Source organism: Streptomyces sp. AM8-1-1, from assembly GCF_032229325.1.
In the GTDB taxonomy this organism is placed as follows: domain Bacteria; phylum Actinomycetota; class Actinomycetes; order Streptomycetales; family Streptomycetaceae; genus Streptomyces; species Streptomyces achmelvichensis.
This window is the reverse complement of the sequence record NZ_CP135086.1, coordinates 5,719,424-5,735,836: the sequence shown is the minus strand read 5'-3', so window position 1 is coordinate 5,735,836 and position 16,413 is coordinate 5,719,424. Positions and strand designations below refer to the sequence as shown.

At 67.3% G+C, this 16,413-nt stretch carries 18 protein-coding genes; 9 read left to right on the top strand and 9 right to left on the bottom strand.

Annotated elements, in window-relative coordinates:
* Nucleotides 1–30 precede the first annotated feature (30 nt).
* The 5 genes from RPQ07_RS25725 to RPQ07_RS25705 form a co-directional block, all read right to left on the bottom strand.
* Nucleotides 31–483 (bottom strand): protein-tyrosine phosphatase family protein, encoded by a 453-nt coding sequence (locus RPQ07_RS25725; RefSeq protein ID WP_313946553.1) that lies wholly within the window; start codon nucleotides 481–483, stop codon nucleotides 31–33.
* 107 nt (nucleotides 484–590) lie between these two features.
* The gene (locus tag RPQ07_RS25720) at nucleotides 591–1,175 is read right to left on the bottom strand and encodes a DinB family protein (RefSeq protein WP_313946552.1); all 585 of its coding nucleotides are present in this window, start codon (nucleotides 1,173–1,175) and stop codon (nucleotides 591–593) included.
* A 108-nt stretch (nucleotides 1,176–1,283) separates the two neighbouring features.
* On the bottom strand, nucleotides 1,284–1,685 hold the full coding sequence (locus RPQ07_RS25715) for a DUF4234 domain-containing protein (protein WP_313946551.1): 402 nt from the start codon (nucleotides 1,683–1,685) through the stop codon (nucleotides 1,284–1,286).
* A gap of 142 nt (nucleotides 1,686–1,827) precedes the next feature.
* Nucleotides 1,828–3,084 carry a S1 RNA-binding domain-containing protein gene (locus tag RPQ07_RS25710; RefSeq protein ID WP_313949024.1) on the bottom strand — a complete coding sequence of 419 codons (1,257 nt, stop codon included), beginning with the start codon at nucleotides 3,082–3,084 and terminating at the stop codon, nucleotides 1,828–1,830.
* A gap of 134 nt (nucleotides 3,085–3,218) precedes the next feature.
* Complete coding sequence (locus RPQ07_RS25705) at nucleotides 3,219–4,073, bottom strand: helix-turn-helix transcriptional regulator (protein WP_313946550.1); 855 nt, start codon at nucleotides 4,071–4,073, stop codon at nucleotides 3,219–3,221.
* 188 nt (nucleotides 4,074–4,261) lie between these two features.
* On the opposite strand from RPQ07_RS25705, the gene RPQ07_RS25700 reads away from it, so the two are divergent.
* Nucleotides 4,262–5,185, top strand: coding sequence for an alpha/beta hydrolase (locus RPQ07_RS25700; RefSeq protein WP_313946549.1), 924 nt, complete (start codon nucleotides 4,262–4,264; stop codon nucleotides 5,183–5,185).
* Nucleotides 5,186–5,316: 131 nt separating this feature from the next.
* Here the strand turns inward: RPQ07_RS25700 and RPQ07_RS25695 are convergent, their stop codons facing one another.
* Nucleotides 5,317–6,237 (bottom strand): alpha/beta hydrolase, encoded by a 921-nt coding sequence (locus RPQ07_RS25695; RefSeq protein ID WP_313946548.1) that lies wholly within the window; start codon nucleotides 6,235–6,237, stop codon nucleotides 5,317–5,319.
* A gap of 415 nt (nucleotides 6,238–6,652) precedes the next feature.
* Here RPQ07_RS25695 and RPQ07_RS25690 point away from each other — a divergent pair, with 415 nt between their 5' ends.
* Nucleotides 6,653–7,498, top strand: coding sequence for an enoyl-CoA hydratase/isomerase family protein (locus tag RPQ07_RS25690; protein WP_313946547.1), 846 nt, complete (start codon nucleotides 6,653–6,655; stop codon nucleotides 7,496–7,498).
* A 129-nt stretch (nucleotides 7,499–7,627) separates the two neighbouring features.
* On the top strand, nucleotides 7,628–8,236 hold the full coding sequence (locus tag RPQ07_RS25685; protein ID WP_313946546.1) for a DJ-1/PfpI family protein: 609 nt from the start codon (nucleotides 7,628–7,630) through the stop codon (nucleotides 8,234–8,236).
* Between the two features lie 447 nt (nucleotides 8,237–8,683).
* Here the strand turns inward: RPQ07_RS25685 and RPQ07_RS25680 are convergent, their stop codons facing one another.
* Nucleotides 8,684–9,046: a hypothetical protein gene (locus RPQ07_RS25680; RefSeq protein ID WP_313946545.1), complete on the bottom strand. Its 363-nt coding sequence runs from the start codon at nucleotides 9,044–9,046 to the stop codon at nucleotides 8,684–8,686.
* Nucleotides 9,047–9,443: 397 nt separating this feature from the next.
* Here RPQ07_RS25680 and RPQ07_RS25675 point away from each other — a divergent pair, with 397 nt between their 5' ends.
* Nucleotides 9,444–10,223 carry a DUF6928 family protein gene (locus tag RPQ07_RS25675; RefSeq protein ID WP_313946544.1) on the top strand — a complete coding sequence of 260 codons (780 nt, stop codon included), beginning with the start codon at nucleotides 9,444–9,446 and terminating at the stop codon, nucleotides 10,221–10,223.
* A gap of 12 nt (nucleotides 10,224–10,235) precedes the next feature.
* Here RPQ07_RS25675 and RPQ07_RS25670 read toward each other — a convergent pair whose 3' ends face one another.
* Nucleotides 10,236–10,853 (bottom strand): GNAT family N-acetyltransferase, encoded by a 618-nt coding sequence (locus RPQ07_RS25670; RefSeq protein WP_313946543.1) that lies wholly within the window; start codon nucleotides 10,851–10,853, stop codon nucleotides 10,236–10,238.
* Nucleotides 10,854–11,427: 574 nt separating this feature from the next.
* Nucleotides 11,428–11,934: a hypothetical protein gene (locus RPQ07_RS25665; RefSeq protein WP_313946542.1), complete on the bottom strand. Its 507-nt coding sequence runs from the start codon at nucleotides 11,932–11,934 to the stop codon at nucleotides 11,428–11,430.
* Nucleotides 11,935–12,134: 200 nt separating this feature from the next.
* Between RPQ07_RS25665 and RPQ07_RS25660 the strand changes: the two genes are divergently transcribed.
* The 5 genes from RPQ07_RS25660 (at nucleotide 12,135) to RPQ07_RS25640 (ending at nucleotide 16,121) form a co-directional block, all read left to right on the top strand.
* Complete coding sequence (locus RPQ07_RS25660) at nucleotides 12,135–12,575, top strand: VOC family protein (RefSeq protein WP_313946541.1); 441 nt, start codon at nucleotides 12,135–12,137, stop codon at nucleotides 12,573–12,575.
* 693 nt (nucleotides 12,576–13,268) lie between these two features.
* A complete protein-coding gene (locus RPQ07_RS25655) occupies nucleotides 13,269–13,532 on the top strand; it encodes a DUF6959 family protein (protein ID WP_313946540.1) in 264 nt (87 codons plus the stop codon).
* A 370-nt stretch (nucleotides 13,533–13,902) separates the two neighbouring features.
* A complete protein-coding gene (locus tag RPQ07_RS25650) occupies nucleotides 13,903–14,433 on the top strand; it encodes a proline dehydrogenase (RefSeq protein WP_313946539.1) in 531 nt (176 codons plus the stop codon).
* Between the two features lie 362 nt (nucleotides 14,434–14,795).
* Nucleotides 14,796–15,314 (top strand): hypothetical protein, encoded by a 519-nt coding sequence (locus RPQ07_RS25645; protein ID WP_313946538.1) that lies wholly within the window; start codon nucleotides 14,796–14,798, stop codon nucleotides 15,312–15,314.
* A gap of 483 nt (nucleotides 15,315–15,797) precedes the next feature.
* Nucleotides 15,798–16,121 carry a hypothetical protein gene (locus tag RPQ07_RS25640; RefSeq protein WP_313946537.1) on the top strand — a complete coding sequence of 108 codons (324 nt, stop codon included), beginning with the start codon at nucleotides 15,798–15,800 and terminating at the stop codon, nucleotides 16,119–16,121.
* Nucleotides 16,122–16,413: the final 292 nt, after the last annotated feature.

Here is a 16,413-nt window from a genome sequence, read left to right as displayed (position 1 = left end):
GCCTCGCGGGTCCGACAGCGGCCATGCCGCTCATGATCGATCCCCTGTGCGCGGCCCGGTGAAGCGACGGACGTAGCGCCGCTGCCAGGGTGTCTCCACGGCGTGGGAGTCGTAGTGCTGCCGCACGTAGCGCACGGCGTCCTCGGCGGGCACTCCGTCGAGGACGGCGAGACAGGCGAGCGCGGTCCCGGTCCGCCCCCGCCCACCCCCACAGGCGATCTCCACCCGCTCCCGCGCGGCCCGCTCCCACGCCTCCCGCAGCACCTCGCGGGCGGCGCCGCGATCACTGGGCAGCCGGAAGTCGGGCCACTTCAACCACGTGAAGTCCCAGTCGACTTGGGCCGGCGGCTTCCCGAGCAGATACACCCCGAAGTCGGGAACACGCCCATCGGGCAGCCCCTTCCGCAGCCCACGCCCCCGCACATACCGACCGGAGGGAAGCCGCAGCACGCCGGCGTCGGCGGGATTCCAGGTCTCGATCACGCACTCAACGTAACCGCCGACGGCCGGGAGCGGGGTGCGGTCCGGTCGAGTACCGGGAGGACGAACGGTCCGACCACCGCGTACACAAGGCGCGCCTGCTCGCCCGCCTACTCCCCGGCCTTGTCCGCGAAGGTGTCGGCGGCGCGCTGGATGCCGGCGACGTAGTCGCGCCACCACGCCTCATCGCCGATCTCGTCGTGATCGGGACCGCCCCGCCCGTCGATGAGCTCGCGGACGACATCGGCGTGCCCCCCGTGCTGCGCGGTCTCGACCACCATCCGCACGAGCAGAACGCCCAACGTGGTCTCGCGCCGCTCCTCGGGCCAGTGCGCCACCCACCCGGGAGCGTCCAGCCCCAGCTCCTCGACGGTCCGGTCACCGTGCGCGCAGGCCCGCTCGTAGAGCCCGATCAGATACTCACTGGACTCGTCGGCGGTAGCCCACATGTCGGCGCCGTCCCAGAGTGACCCGTCCTCGACCCACGCCATGGTCTCGGGCGCCGGCCGCTTGAACGACTCCCCGAGATACACGTACTCCACACCGGCCAAGTGCTTGACGAGCCCGAGCAGATTGGTCCCGCTGGGCGTGAGGGGCCGCCGCAGGTCGTACTCGCTCAGCCCCTCCAGCTTCCCCAACAACCCGGCCCTGCCGGCCTTCAGCTTGCGGTGCAGCTCTTGCTTGAGATCGACCATGCTCGCCCCTGGTGCCGACGCCGAACTGTGCGGGGCGCCAGGGTAACGACATTCGGGCGGAACGAGGCGTGGCCGACGGCGCCTTGTCCGTGACGTGAGGCCACCGGATCAGGCGGCAAGAGACACCTGCTCGCCCTCCACCGGGTTCCCGTAGTGGGCCCAGATCTGGTTCAGCTCGTGCTGGTAGTAGAGCGAGTGCAGACCGGCAATGATCCCGAGGATGACCCCGATCCACGGATTGCAGGTGGGCTGCAGCCCGGCCGAGGTCTGCATGCGGGCGATGCGCAGCCCGGTGTTGTAGACCGACACGAAGGGCGGGACGATCACCAGCCAGCCGATGGTGACGGCCAGCACGGACAGCATCGGATCGACCTCGATCCGCTCGTCGAAGTCGCGGGCCTCGCGATTCACCTTGTAGTACCAGACCAAGTGGTAGATACCGAGGGTGATCAGCGGCCATACCAGCCACACGAGGAAGATGTTGCGGGGTTTGCCGGCTCGACCTGACACGACGCACCTCCTGTTCCTCCAGTGCATCACGCGGAACGCGAACGCGCGCGCTCTGCACATGGGCGGCGGAGGCGCACATCGGAAGTCCAGAGGGTGGGGCGGGGACGAGGCCCGAGGGACCTGAGCTGCGGGCCGACCGTCGTCAGACGGATGCCCCCGGACAGCCGGGCTCGTCCTGGTTCCCCTTCAAACACACAGCGACGCGTTCGCGGACCATGTCGACCTCCACGATCTCGACGGTCACCTCCTCACCGACGCCGACCATCTCCCCCAGGCCCTGAGCCGCACGCTGTCCCGGGAGTTCGGGGACGGTCATCACTCCCTCGAAACCGTGGAGGTCGACGAGCGCCTCGGCCTCGCCGATCGACATCACGATGCCCGAGCAGATCTGACCGCGCTGCAACGCCTTGATCGCGGCCCACCGGATGTCGCTCGGTGTCGGGTCGGTCCTCCAGCGCGCTCGCAGCACACCGTCGTCATCAGGCAGCACGGCAGTGAACAGCGGATGGCGCTCATCGACGGTGATCGGCAACACCGCTGCTGCGCGAGCGCCGTCGAGGAGCGCGGCCAGTTCCTCGTACGCGTCCTCGTCCGCGAAGACGCTGGTGATCCGCCCGTCCTCGTCCTCCCGGACGAGCTCGATCAGGCCCTCCTCCGGGAAGGCGTCTCGTTCGGCGTCGAGGTCCGTGGACAGGTCCGGCCACACGGTCAACCGCGCCCGAGGCACGAGCCGGGCGCGGACCGCGTCAAGATTCGCCTGGGTGATGCGGTGCCATCGGGAGACGTTGTGGACGTTTCCCTCCTCCAGGATGCCTGCTTCACCTGTGGCGACGCACCAGGCCACCCGTGCCCAGAAGGCATCGTCGGCGGGACGCTGCTCACCGGGCTCCTCGTCGAACGACGCCTCGTAGGGGGACACATCAAGTCGCTCGGCGAACAGACCGAGTTCATGGGTGTGGGCCACCGCACGATCGCAAGGCCTGCCGCTGCCGACGTAGACGTACTGGTCCCATCCCACGTGGACGAAGAAGCGCCCCTCCATTTCGAGACGGCACCATGCACCGTTGTCGCGCAGCATGGCCCGGAGCAGTTCCGACGCCGCCGCGAGGGAAACCTCCGCCCCGTCGTGAAATCCGGTCAGATCGGGCGCGAAGTGACCGGCCAGGCCGTACCCGTCGATCGGGGGCTCCAGCCCGAAGTGGACGGGTACGGAGATCAACGGCTCGCGTATGGCCAGGTACTGAACCGCGCTGTCCTCGGCGAAGGCAGCAACGGCCGCCAGGTAGGCGGCTTCGACGCTCCCGTGGTCGCTCCCCGTGTCCTCGGAGCCGGTGTAGTACCCGTGCTCATTGCGATCAGCCGGATCGTACTTGGTGACGCGGTAGACGTAGGGCAGCATGTTCACTGCCCCGCGACGGGAACATCAAGGGGCATACGGACTCCTTGGCCGGAACCGAACTGACTGAGCGACCCGGCGAGTCTGCCACCGGTCCGCCTTCCGCGACCACGGGTTACCGTCAGCCGCTCCCGCGGTCACGGCGTCGCCTCCGCCCCCCTCCACGAAGCGAGAAACCGCAAGCCCTCCTCGGACGACGAGCCGGGCGCCGCGGTCATCACCATCAGCTGCTGATCCGGGTCGGTCGTGCAGCCGAGAATCTCCCAGTCGAGCGTCAGCGCACCGATCACCGGGTGATCGAGGGCCTTGGTCCCGCACGCCTTGTGCGCGACATCGTGCGTCGCCCACCAGATGCGGAAATCGGGGTCCTTCACCGACAGCTCACCCACGAGCGCGGCGAGCCGGGGGTCATCCGGATACTGCATCGCGTCCATTCTGAGATATGCCACGCAGGTGCGCGCCGTGCTTTCCCAGTCGGTGAAAAGGCGACGGACATCCGGGTCGAGAAATGCGAGGCGCAGATAGTTCCGCTCGGGCTGGGACAGCGCGGAGAAATCCGTGATGAGGGCAGCGGCGAGCGAATTCCACGCCAGCACGTCCATGTGCCGGCCGAGGACAAGGGCGGGAGCGTCGGAAAGCAGGTCCAGCAGCCGCTGCAACTGCGGACGGACACGCTGCGCGGGCCGCCTCGTGGCTCGGCCCCCGCGCTTCGCCGCCAGCCCGCGGAGGTACACGGTCTGGTCCTCGTTCAACCGCAGCGCCCGGGCCAGGGCTGCCACGACCGGCTCCGAGGCCTTGAGCCGCCCTTGCTCCACCCGCGTGTAGTAGTCGGTACTGATGGCGGCCAGCTGGGCCACCTCTTCCCGGCGCAGTCCAGGCACTCGCCTCAGTGCTCCGGAGTCGGGCAGGCCGACATCGGCGGGCGTGAGTTCGGCGCGCCGGGTTCTGAGGAATTCGCCGAGTTCGTTGCGCTGCGCGTCTGCGGTACCCATGCCTTCCAGTGTCGCAGCCGACGGCCTGTCCGTGAGGGGGAGAAATCTTTCCCAGGAACGATCGTTCCCAGGAAAAAGGCCACTCTTGTTCCTCTCCTGACCCCGTGTGACCGTGAATGACGTGACCGGCCGTACGGGCCTCATCCATGACACACACGAAACCTGCGAATCAGGAAAGAGAAACACCCATGCTTCCCATCGATGTGCAATTCCAGAGCAATGGGCTGGCCATTGCCGGGCACCTCTACCTCCCCGACGACCACGTCGAGGGCGACCGGCGCCCCGCTGTCGTCACCTCGCACCCCTTCGGCGGTGTGAAGGAGCAGACCGCCGGCCTGTACGCGCGGAAGCTCGCCGCGGAAGGCTTCGTCACGCTCGCCTTCGACGCCGCGTACCAGGGCGAGAGCGAGGGCGAACCGCGCTTCCTGGAGAACCCGTTCGCCCGCGCCGAGGACATCAGGAGCGCGGTGACCTTCCTCGCCACGCTCGACCAGGTTGATCCGCACCGCATCGGCGCGCTGGGCATCTGCGCCTCGGGCGGCTACGTCCCGTTCGCGGCCACGACCGACCACCGGATCAAGGCGGTGGCAACCGTGAGCGCGGCGGACATCGGCGCGCTGTTCCGTGAGGGACTTGGCGGCGGACAGGACGAGCAGGTCCTTCAGGACATGCTCGTTGCCGCCGCGGACGCCCGTACCGCCGAGGTCACGGAGGGCACCTTCCGGCTCGCCCCGGTGGTCCCGGACACCCCGGAAGACGCGGCCGGCTGGCCGACCCTCTACCAGGAGGGCCAGGACTACTACCGCACGCCCCGGGCCCAGCACCCCAACTCCCCCAACCGGTACCTGTTCCGCAGCGTCGACCAGATCGCCCAGTACTCCTCCTTCGACATGGTCGATCTGATCTCTCCTCGTCCCCTGCTGATGATCGCGGGCACCGAGGCGGACACCGCGTACTTCAGCCGTGAGGCGATCGCGAGGGCCCGCGAGCCCAAGGAACTCTTCTGGGTGGAAGGGGCGACGCACATCGACCTCTACGACCGGGACACGTACGTGCCGGCGGCGGTCGCGAAGCTGACCGGCTTCTTCAAGGAGAACCTCGCGGCGGCCTGATCCCCCGGGTCCGGCACGGCCAACCGGGGCGATCGCGGGTACCGCCCCGAACGAGGGTTCCGTCGATGGGCGACGGAACCCTCGTCGCGTACCGGCGGAACCCTCGCGGCCGGGCGCGACAGACCAGGCCGTCAGGCCTTGGTGAGCTGCTGCGTGAAGAAGTCCGTCAGTTTCGCGACGGCGGTGGGCACGTACTCCTCCTTGTCGTAGAGGTCGATGTGCGTGGCGCCGTCGATCCAGAAGAGTTCCTTCGGCTCCCCGGCCTTCCCGATGGCCTCCCGGCTGAAGTAGGCCGTGTCCGCTTCGGTGCCTGCGATCATCAGCAGCGGACGCGGGGAGATGAGGTGGATCAGGTCGTACGAGGAGTACTGGGCGATCTGGTCGACACTGCGGAAGACCCAGCGGTTGGGTGAGTTGGGGTGCTGGGCCCGGGGCGTGCGGTAGTAGTCGCTGCCCTCGCGGTACAGCGTGGGCGCGTCCTTCGCCTCCTCCGGCGTGTTGGGGACGATGGGCTCCAGATGGGGCTCCTTGCCCAGGGCCTCGTTGGTGCGGTCCTCGCCGGCCTGGTCGAGCATGCCGCGGATGACGTCCTCGCTCTGACCGCCGCCGAGACCCTCACGGAACAGCCCGCCCATGTCGGCGGCACTGACGGTGGCCACGGCCTTGATGCGGTGCTCGGTCTGGGCCGCGTAGGGGACGTAGCCGCCCGAGGCACAGATGCCCAGCGCACCGATGCGCCCGGGATCGACCTCATCGCAGACGGACAGGAACGTCACGGCGCTCTTGATGTCCTCGGCGCGGGCGAACGGGTTCTCCAGGAAGCGCGGTTCGCCCTCGCTCTCGCCCTGGTAGCTCGCGTCGAACGCGAGGCTCACGAACCCCTGGTCGGCGAGCCGTTGGGCGTAGAGGCCGGCGGTCTGTTCCTTGACACCGCCGTAGGGGTGCGAGACGACGACGGCGGGCCGGCGCTCCGACTCGGTGTAGTCGTCGGGTGTGTAGAGGTTCCCCGCGAGCATGAGGTTGTTGCTGGGGAACTGCACTGCGGTCTTCATTGCGTCTCCTGCACTGACGGTGAGGGACGAGACCTGGCCCGCTGTACGGAGCGGACCCGAGGGTCCCCGGTAGCTCTGGAGGTGCAGATCCAGGCTTTTTGGCCTATACCATCCTCAACCCTCACATGCCACTCGGGACGACGCAAACGTGGCGGAGGCCCGCCGCGGTCCGGGGCTCTCGCGGCGCCTCGCCGGACCCGTCGCCCCAGGTCGTGGCCCCGCCCATGCGACGTAGCATGGCAGGAGGGCGCCGCCGCGGACCGCACGGCGACGGGCACCAGGGCACCAGGGCACCAGGGCACCAGGGCACCAGGGCACCAGGGCACCAGGGCACCAGGGCACCAGGGCAATGATCACCGGCTGACAGCCGCCGGGCTTGCCGCCGAGTCGTGACGAGCGACGACAGGAAGACCCCATGACCGCCTCGTACGAAACCATCGACACCAGCGTGGACGGCAACGTCCTGACCGCCGCCTTCAACGCACCGCCCATGAACCTCATCGGCCCCGAGGTGGTGCGGGACCTGGTCTCGCTCCTCGACGACCTGGCGCAACCGGACGCCCCACGCGTGGTGATCTTCGAGAGCGCGGACGCCGAATACTTCTTCCCGCACGTCGACATGACCAAGGTCGCCGAGTACACCGCCGAGGCCGCGAAGGCCGGAGGCCCCGGCGACGCCTCCCTGGGAATGCTGTTCCGCAAGCTGAGCCGGCTTCCGGTCGTCACCATCGGCAAACTGCGCGGCCGCGCCCGGGGAGCGGGCAGCGAGTTCCTCCTCGCCTGTGACATGCGCTTCGCCTCCCGGGAGAACGCCGTCCTGGGCCAACTGGAAGTGGCGGTCGGAGCCCCTCCGGGCGCGGGCGCGATCCAGCACCTCACTCGGCTACTGGGCCGGGGCCGGGCGCTCGAGGCCGTGCTGACGTCGTCGGACTTCGACGCGGACCTCGCCGAACGCTATGGATGGATCAACCGCGCCGTTCCCGACGCCGAACTGGACGCGTTCGTGGCAGGCATGGCCGCGCGCATGGGCGGCTTCCCCCGCGATGCGCTGATCGCGGCCAAGTCGGCGATCAACGACATCAGCCTTCCGGCCCCTGCCGACGTACGCGCGGACGCAGCGCTGTTCCAGCAACTCGTCCGGAGCGAGACGGCGCAGCAACGCGTGGCCGAATTGTTCGAGCAGGGCTTCCAGACCCGGGGTGCCACCGAACGGGACCTCGGAGACGCCTTGGGCACCATCGGCGGATCGGCGGGCCGGTAAGGGGGCTCGGGCTCCGGAGCTCGACCTGCCTGGCACAGTCAGGCAGGCCACCGGCCGCCGATTGGCCCTCGCACCGGAATGGCGGGGCAGGAAGACTGCGAAGCCGGTGCCGTACGTCAAGGAGTTGTGATGCAGGTAGCAGTGGTCACCTTCGACGGGTTCAACGAACTCGACAGTTTCATCGCTTCCGCGCTGATCAACCGTTGCCGTAAGGACGGCCTGGAAGCCTTCATCACGACACCGACGCCGGTGGTCACCTCGATGAACGGCGTCGAGGTGACCGGGCAGCGCCCGATGGACTTCGTCACCGAAGCCGAGGTCGTACTGATCGGCAGCGGCGTCAAGGCACGCGAGGTGGCGGCCGACGACCGGATGCTCTCCCGCTTGCAGCTCGACCCCTCACGCCAGCTGATCGGCGCCCAGTGCTCCGGTGCGCTGGTGCTCGCCCGGCTGGGGCTGCTGAACGGCATGCCGGTCTGCACGGACATCAAGACCCGGCCCTTCGTCGAGGCCCTCGACGTCACCGTGCTGGACACGCCGTTCCACGCCGAGGGGAACATCGCCACGGCGGGCGGCTGCCTGGCGTCCCAGTACCTGGCGACGTGGGTGATGACGCGAACGGTCGGGGAGGACGCGGCGCGCGGAATCCTCGACTACGTGGCTCCGGTCGGCGAGAACCAGGAAACGGTGGAGCGGGCGCTGCGGGCCGTGCACGCGGGCGAGGTCGCGGTGCACTGAGCGCCGCACTACGGGAGCGGGCGGGAGCCGGCTTACCCCGCCTTGGTACCGGACCGGCCCGTGTGCGCGCTCGGCGCCGGCCGTTGAGCGGGATGGGCCGACTGCAGGCGTCCGAGCAATTCTGAGTTCCGCGACACCCGGCAGAGCGGCGGGCTGCCGTCCTGCGATCGGGCCGGCGGCGGCATCCCGGCGGTGGCGTGAACGCGTTCGGCGACTTCGGCCCATAGGGGTGTCATCGATCGTCGGCAGATCCGAGATCGGCCGGTTGTCGGTCACGCCAGAACCTCCAGGCGTGGGCGGACAGATCTGCTCGGTCGGATGGAGCGGGGCCGGTCAGAGATCGGCACCCATGGGACGTATCTGTTCTCGATCGGGTCGCGGTCGCGTACGGCGCTCCGGCGTCCGGCATCTGCCCTGCGCCGCATGATGTGGGGACGAGCGTCCGTCCTAGGGCGTCGAGACGGCCATGGCGTGGCCTCCGAGCACCACGGCGACGACCAGAGAGACAACGACGATGGCGGCGGCCGTGCGCCGGCCCGGAGGAAGGCTGCGTGGCAGCAAGAGACTCAGCACTGCGCCGGTCCACGCGACGGACACCAGCCAGGGGAGCCATGCTTCCGCCCGATCGTTCACTCGGTGACAGTGGTCGGCTTGCGGCCCGGTTTCCCCGAAGTAGTAGAGGCAGTTGCTGCCGAAGTCCTCAGTACTCAACCCTATGAAGCCCCACCACACGGTGACGAAGACGGCGGCGGTCAACGCGACGCCGACGACCCGGAAGTCTCCGGCGCGACGCGGTGTGGATGTGTCCATTCCCGGTCCCCCCGGCGAGACGCTGACCCGCCGAGGGTATCCCCGACAAGATGCGAACCCGCGACCGCTGGAGAGCGGGGTGGGGCGAGTTGGGTCCGACCTGCCCGATGCCGACCTCGGCGTCTGCCGACTGTGGCCTCCATCGGCAGCCGCCGTGTGCCCCGTGAGTTCCGTCCGACCCGGCGCGGTTGTGGGCACGGGGACCTTCGCAGGGTCACCGTCCCTTGGCCCCGCCGACGCATGCCTTGAGGCCACGCTCGCCCACGTGGAGAGCCGCGGCATGTCGCCGTTCGCCTGAGAAGACGGCCCACAGCGGCCGCGCTGATGACACCGCTCCTGTGTCAGAGAGGGGGGATACGGTGCATCGACGAATTGACCATGCGTTTGGGGAGGGGCCATGGGAGCCAAGACCGGTCTGCTCGTGTACGCCGAGGGCGATGTGCCTTGCCTACTGCGGCAGGTGGGAGCGGCGGACGTGGAACAGACGTCCGTCATGATGCGGCGTCTTCATCCTGGCTGCGAGATCGAGGAGAGCGATGGCTCGCACCTGTATGACGGCGTGTATCCGCCTGATGGAACGGCCTATGCGGCGAGCTGGCCCGGCGTGGAGATCGTCTGCAATCGGCGTGTGATGATCGATTACCCGTCGCAGCTCCCCCGGCATCTCGTCGCGGCGAGTGCCGGCCGACGGTTGGTCCTGCACGCCATGCACAGTGTGGTCGACTGGTTGGCGTTCGCTGTATGGGAGGACGGGCGTCTCATCCGGTCTCTGAGCCTGTCGCCGGAAGCCGGGGTCATCGAGAACATCGGGGAACCGCTCCCCTTCGAACTTCCCTACTGGGCTGGGGACCGTCCGGCCGATGTGATTCCGTGGCCGGGTGAGGAAGAGGAGCCGTACGCCCTGCCCTTTCATCCTCTGGAACTCGGCGAAGACGCCCTGCGTGCGCTCTGCGGCTTCATCCAGGAGGGCATGCCGGAGCCCGGAGACGTCGACGCCGAGAACATCGAGCTCCATGGTTTCCGAGTGAGGGAGCCGCACGGCCCCGACCGCGCCGAAAGGGAAGCGGAGCTGCGGAGGGCCGTGAAAGCGATGGGGTCGCCCCGGTTCTACACGATGGGCCCTGACGGCTTGTTGGTCGAACGGGACGGGCCGCCGGCTCCCGCAGAGGACGAGTGAAGCGAGGCCGCTTCATCCCACTCGATGCGCGTTCGCTTGTGCGCGCAGGTCAAGCAGGTCGAGCAGGTCGAGCAGGTCGAGCAGGTCGAGCAGCATGACGTCATAGAGGTCCGGGCCCGCCCACGGGCGCGCCTCGCCGATCTTCCGATAGCCCCACGCCTGGTAGGCGGCCGACGCTGCCTTGCTGTCCGGGTGGACGTTCAGCAGCACCCGTTCGGCCTCGATGACGTCGAGCAGGGTCTCGTGCAGACGCCGCGCGACACCCTGCCCGCGGCAGGGTGCGCACACGGCACGTTCCATGAGTCCGAAGGTGCGGTGTCCGTCCTCGCGCCGCATGTCGTCGGGCACGGGCTCGGTCAGTTCGTCCCACCACGCTGTATCGGGCTCGACCGTGAACCCGTATGCCATGCCGACCGGTTCGCCGTCCTCGGTACGGGCCAGGGCGGCGCGGAAGGTGCGCTTGCGGGTCTGGGAACGAAAGCGCCGGAAGGTGGCTGCGACGTCGTCAGCGGTCTCGTTGTACGGCGGCTCCGCGAACACATCGGCGTAGATCAGCCTGAACGCGTCCACAGCCTGTGCTGCGGCCGAGCCGTCCATGCGCTCTACCGTGATGGTTCCCTGTGCCGTCATGTGGTCTGCCCCCTCGGACCTTCTCGCCGATGCAGCTTCTCAGCCCGCTGCACGTAGCGCGCGGTCGGGCGCGGCCGGCCTGGGCGGAGACGGGAGGCTGTCCGCGCCGAACGGCGACGCGGCGGCCGCGCCGTGCGCGAGCCCACCGACGAACAAGTCGAGGTCTGCTCATACCGGAGTATCGCTGCACGCCACGCGTCAACAGCAACCTCGGGGACGCAACTCTGCCTCGGCTACTCCTCCAGGACGGCGGCTCGTCGGTCAGGGTGTCTGGGAGGCGGAGTCTCAATGACCGAGTCAGGTCGAGGGGCGCCCGTCCGCTGACCAGGACAACCCCCCACGCCCTGACAGGATTTGAACCTGTGGCCTCATCCACATCAGGTCGATCACAGAGACGCATCGGCATGCTCAACTCTCTCCGCGCCTTGCTCGCAAGCCGCTGCGGTGCAGCGTTGATCGACGCTGTTCACGCTTGTCGGTGTCAGCTGCTGCTGTCAGGCATGGCATCCAGGCTCTCTTGATGGTCGGCCCGGCCCCCGGCTCAGCCGGATCGGCAACCACCATCACCGGGCGCTCAAGGCAGTGACACGTCGTGCTCTCGCTGGCATCCGTCATCGCGCAGATGGAGGCGCCGAAGGTCTTGAAGAGCAGCGACAGGGAAGGGGTAACGCCTCCACTTCTCGTGGTAGCCGTCCTCTCCATGGGCCCGCAGCACCGTCTGTGCCGCCTCCATGACGGCGTGGCTGAGGGCGCTACGGGGTTGGGTGGAGCTCCATGAGAGCGATCCCTCCCGGTCGGGTACACCGAAGCTCACAGCCATGTCCGGGAACCGGTAGATCGCGATGTCCACGTCCGAGCCCCGGCGGCGCAGAACCCATCGCGCTTCCGTCGGCTCAAGGTCGAAGGAGACCCGCTGGACGGTAGAAGGTCCATAGAGACCTGATAGTGCGCACAGCAGGTCGGCAAGAGCGTCCGTGCAGTAGCTGACGGTGTCCTTGCATTCCGAGGAGTTGTCAGCGATTCGGCACGTCGCCCAGCCAGTGCCGTCGAGCTCCCAACTGAACTGGAGATCAACTGTCATTGTTCGGCTCCCCGTGATCGTTCACGAAGACGGTACAGCGCACGTCGGCGTCCCGGACGTCCGGATGAATCTCACCTGAGGCGGGCTTCAGATTTTCGGAGTTCGGCGGTCTGCGGATGTCGAGAACGTGCTGTCGGCTCCGTCCCAGGGGCATCAGCGGCCACCGTCGGCCGCGCGAGGAAGAAGAAGGAGAAACCAGCATGGCGATTCAGCGGATGGACAATGTCGGCATCGTCGTCGAGGACATGGATGCCGCCATCGCGTTCTTCGTGGAACTCGGTATGGAGCTGGAGGGCAGGGCGGTGGTCGAGGGCCTCGTCGCCGACCGGTGCACCGGACTCGACGGCGTCCGCTGTGACATCGCGATGGTCCGTACCCCGGACGGTCACAGCCGGCTCGAGCTGGCGAAGTACCGCAGTCCCGCGGTGATCAGCGCCGGGCCGCGCAACCGGCCGCACAATATTCTGGGCACGCACCGCGTCATGTTCGCCGTCGACGACCTCGAGGACACCGTTGCCCGTCTGCGCCCTCACGGCGCCGAACTCGTCGGCGGGATCGCCCGGTTCGAGGACAGCTATCTGCTCTGCTACGTCCGCGGCCCCGAGGGCATCATCGTCGGACTGGCCGAGCAACTGAGCTGAGAAGGATCGCCGGGAAGGTGTCCACCGACAGAAAGTCTCGATCCAGACGCGCGACGGGGAGAAGGTTGCAACTCACTGCCCGCGTTGATCTGTCCACGAGTCAGTGACCAGTGACGGCATTCACGGTATGGGCAGCGATCCCTACAAGGCTCAAGACGGCGGCAAGCGCTCCAAACCCCCGGGCGAAGCTGCGCGGAAGGACGTCGTTAGGCCTGCCGGAGACGAGGCTGAAGATGAACAACAGGAACCAGTCTGCTGCTCCCCGATAATCCGTAGCCAAGAGCGCACCTCCAACTAGGCCCATCGAGAAGAGGACAAGCTCCAAGAGCATCGCTGTCTCCCGTAGCAAAGGCTCGTCAGCGTGACACGGAGACTGTAAGCGTCGTCTCTGCACCGCTCCCACTTGTCAGCCGGTCAGAAGGCAGAGCAAGCACCGGCGATGACTCGATGACCCGCTCTCGCTGCTGTCATCGCCATTTGTCGGAAAGGACGCCAAAGGCCTCCAAACCATGCTCGGTTGGGGCCTTTGCATTGGTGGCGGGAACGCTTCGAACCCCGGCATCTGCTTTGCAAGTCCGCGGACCGCTGGCAGACCGGGTCACACCATCGACGACGCCGCTGCGGGCAGCCGCCCGATGCTGCTCCTGTACACCGTCGTTGATGTCAGATGGTGATGTCAGGTTGGATGGCCCGATGGAGCGCGTCGAAGCTGAGCTGTTCACGGACGTTGGGAACAACGCTGTGGTACGCCTGCCACCCCGTCGGTTCCCTGGCGTCTTGATCCAGGGTGACTCGCTCTCCATCATCCGCAGCGAAGTTGCGGAAGTCGTTGAATCGTGCGATCAGAACGACCTCGCCGGGGCACGGGAGACTGCCGGCCTACTGCTTGCCAACCTCGACGATCTGCTGGCGCGGTACAGCGCTGCGCTGGAAGCCCACAAGACGCGGCCGTACTGATCGCCGGGCCCTGAGCTTGAGAATCACGGATCATCGAGTGCCGATTCAGCAGCTGACCAGCAACGACGTGCCGGGCGGGGATGTTAAGGGGTTCGTTGCGATCGCCGTCATTGATTGCAGCTCGCCGTGCCAACTGGTGCAAATCTGGTGCGAGAACTACCGCCGCTGCAGATTGCCCCTACGGAATGCGTTGAGGCCTAGTCGCAGGCTCGAGACCTACGCGGACGCCTTCCCCGCCATAGAGAGACTCTTAGTGGACGGTGATTCTGCCTGGCGGTGACAGGGGGCGTGTCCGGAGCTACGGACTCGGCTTCTGTCCTGAAGCCCATCTCAGCAGCCAACTAAGGCTGGTCGCAGGAAGAATGGGGCCATGGACGCTGGACTCACAGCACTGCTCGGCGCCGCCGTAGGCTCACTCGCCACCCTCGGCTCCGCGATTGTCACTGGGCGCGCTGCGGCGCGCACGCAGTTCGGCCAGTGGCGCCGGCAACACCGCCGAGACGCCTACGCGAACTACCTGGGCGCGGTGTACGACCGCGATGTTGCCCTGGATGCCGTGCGGGACGCGCTGCGGGCAGACCCGCCGGACCTGCGGGAAGTCAACGAGAAGATGGAGCGCTTCGCCGTCCAAGTCCGCGGCGTTCACCGGGCCGCCGAGTTCGTCATCCTCGAAGGTCCGCCGTCCGTGGTGGATGCGCTTTACAGTGTGGTCCACGCGGCCGACGACCTCGCTGAGGTCATGCGGCGGATGGTGCGCGATGCCAACGCGGGTGATACCTCCCGCAAGCTCGCGGACATCGAGCTCGCCGTTGAGCGGGAGCACCTGTTGTACGAGGCCGTGAAGGGCCTCCGGGCGGCGGCGTCCGACGTCCTGGGCGACAGCCGGATACATGTCTACTAGTAACTCGAATCCACCGGACGGCCTGTGGCAGCTGCGCCCAACTCCTGAGAACAACGAACGCCCCGTTGACTTCGGGTCCGTGCATCACGCGCACTCGTCAATCGTCAGATCAAGTGCGCCGGGTATCACGATCACTGCTTGTAAGCCTGGCGCCGATCGCAGGCCGGTCCTCGCTGGCCAACAGGCGAACAAACAGCGCTGAGCCTGTCGGCGCTTGCCTGCACCGCCTCACACCCCGATTGACCGTGACTGACCGCTCGATCTGGCACGGATCTGGCACGGTCACCTTCTGATCCGTAGCGCTAGCCGGATCGGTCAGCGTCGTCATCCCGGTCACACAATCGCTCGACAGGACGACAGGCGTGTCCCATCTGCCTGCGAGCACCCTCCGCATCGCACGGCTGTCGAGTGGTGCCATACTTTCGAACGCGTTCAAATCCACTCTGCAGGCGGGGACGAGTGAACAAATGCTGATCTGGGAGACACGCCAGCCGGCCGGTCCGGGCATGAGGCGGGTTCTGGGACGCATGGCGCAATGCGTCCTCACCTATCTGATCCTCTACGCGCTGGCCTGGGTGATCATGACTCTGGCGGGCCGGCACGAGGACTCGTACGCCGTGGTCGTACGAGACTGCCTCATGGTGCTGGTCATTACTGGGGTTCCCACGCTGTTCCTCGCACTCCTCGCGGGACTAGCGCACACCGAGATGGATGTCGCCCGGTTCCGAATGGCTCTGGCAGCGCCGATGCTGTTGTTCGCCTGGCCGATGCTGGCAGCCAGCACGGCAGAGCCGCTGTTGTTCCAGGCCACGGCCCAACTCGCGTTTGCTTGGCTGACGCCGGCGCCGCTTGTCCCGGAGAACTGGGTGGGGCGGCCTTAGATGATGCTGCCTGTGGCTGACACCCAGCGTCTGCGACGGAGCCCTGAGTACCAGTTTGGAAGATCCCGTAACCGGATCCGGGCCTGAACTACCAAGACGTTGGCTGCGCGTTCTCGGGAGCCCCTTTGTCATTCCCCCTCGCTCCCCGCTGATCGCCTACCGATCGGGCACACGAGGGGCACGGCCCTGCCCGTCCTGATAGGACTTCCCCAGGGCCGCGATGGCCCGGCCCCGCGTCGCCGATCTGCGCCAGTCTGTGACCGCTTTGACGGCGACAACCACGAGCAGAGGCGTGACCAGGGACGCACCCACAATAGCGACAACGAACAACAACCCAAGCGTTTCCCGTGCCCACAGCCACCACTGGTCGGGTCACAGAAGCATGAGGAATGAGCTAGTCGGCAGGCTGCTGGGCGCGACCAATTCGCATCAATGCTTGCCAACTCCTGACCAAGCAGCCCAAGAGCGGCCATGCTGTGCTGCATGGCAGACCATCTCAGCCCGTACCTGACGCAGACGACTCGACCGCGGATGTTCAGCCAGCCATGGCACCGGTACGCCTGGGCCGTCGTCCCGCTCCTCAGCATGTCGGTCCTCGCCTGTCTCCCCTTCATCGTCGCTTCGTACCGGCACGTTGTCGGGTGGCGGATCGCGGCTGTGTACACCGTCCTGAGCGCGACCGTCCTCGGCTTCGCCATCGTGCAACCCCAGGTGAACGGATGGTTCGCAGTCGCTGTCTGGGCCTTCATGATCACGACAGTCGTGCACGTCCTGCTGCTTGACCCGAGGAAGCCGCAAGCCAAGTAGGCCGCCTTGCGCACCTAGTCACCAGCGCTGGCAGCTCGCGCTCGAGTACCTCACCGCCCTCGGCCGCCTGCACCGGTGAGGATCAGGCGGCGTTTGGCCTCATGGCATCGGACCTACCGAGGACGGCAGCACCCTGGTGGCATGCACCGCCGTACGGCAGAGAGCAATGAACGCTGCTTCGTAAGCCTGGCACCGATCAGGGAGCAGTCTTGGCTGGTCAACCGGCACACACCAGCGCCAAGCTTGTCAGCCTTGCCTGCACCCCTCACACCCCAATTGACCGTGACTGACC

Bases quoted from the DNA above. Each gene is read 5' to 3' on its own strand.
- RPQ07_RS25720 (WP_313946552.1), bottom strand. From the start codon at position 1,175: ATGGTCGATCTCAAGCAAGAGCTGCACCGCAAGCTGAAGGCCGGCAGG.
- RPQ07_RS25710 (WP_313949024.1), bottom strand. From the start codon at position 3,084: ATGCTGCCCTACGTCTACCGCGTCACCAAGTACGATCCGGCTGATCGC.
- RPQ07_RS25705 (WP_313946550.1), bottom strand. From the start codon at position 4,073: ATGGGTACCGCAGACGCGCAGCGCAACGAACTCGGCGAATTCCTCAGA.
- RPQ07_RS25700 (WP_313946549.1), top strand. From the start codon at position 4,262: ATGCTTCCCATCGATGTGCAATTCCAGAGCAATGGGCTGGCCATTGCC.
- RPQ07_RS25695 (WP_313946548.1), bottom strand. From the start codon at position 6,237: ATGAAGACCGCAGTGCAGTTCCCCAGCAACAACCTCATGCTCGCGGGG.
- RPQ07_RS25690 (WP_313946547.1), top strand. From the start codon at position 6,653: ATGACCGCCTCGTACGAAACCATCGACACCAGCGTGGACGGCAACGTC.
- RPQ07_RS25685 (WP_313946546.1), top strand. From the start codon at position 7,628: ATGCAGGTAGCAGTGGTCACCTTCGACGGGTTCAACGAACTCGACAGT.
- RPQ07_RS25680 (WP_313946545.1), bottom strand. From the start codon at position 9,046: ATGGACACATCCACACCGCGTCGCGCCGGAGACTTCCGGGTCGTCGGC.
- RPQ07_RS25675 (WP_313946544.1), top strand. From the start codon at position 9,444: ATGGGAGCCAAGACCGGTCTGCTCGTGTACGCCGAGGGCGATGTGCCT.
- RPQ07_RS25670 (WP_313946543.1), bottom strand. From the start codon at position 10,853: ATGACGGCACAGGGAACCATCACGGTAGAGCGCATGGACGGCTCGGCC.
- RPQ07_RS25665 (WP_313946542.1), bottom strand. From the start codon at position 11,934: ATGACAGTTGATCTCCAGTTCAGTTGGGAGCTCGACGGCACTGGCTGG.
- RPQ07_RS25660 (WP_313946541.1), top strand. From the start codon at position 12,135: ATGGCGATTCAGCGGATGGACAATGTCGGCATCGTCGTCGAGGACATG.
- RPQ07_RS25655 (WP_313946540.1), top strand. From the start codon at position 13,269: ATGGAGCGCGTCGAAGCTGAGCTGTTCACGGACGTTGGGAACAACGCT.
- RPQ07_RS25650 (WP_313946539.1), top strand. From the start codon at position 13,903: ATGGACGCTGGACTCACAGCACTGCTCGGCGCCGCCGTAGGCTCACTC.
- RPQ07_RS25640 (WP_313946537.1), top strand. From the start codon at position 15,798: ATGGCAGACCATCTCAGCCCGTACCTGACGCAGACGACTCGACCGCGG.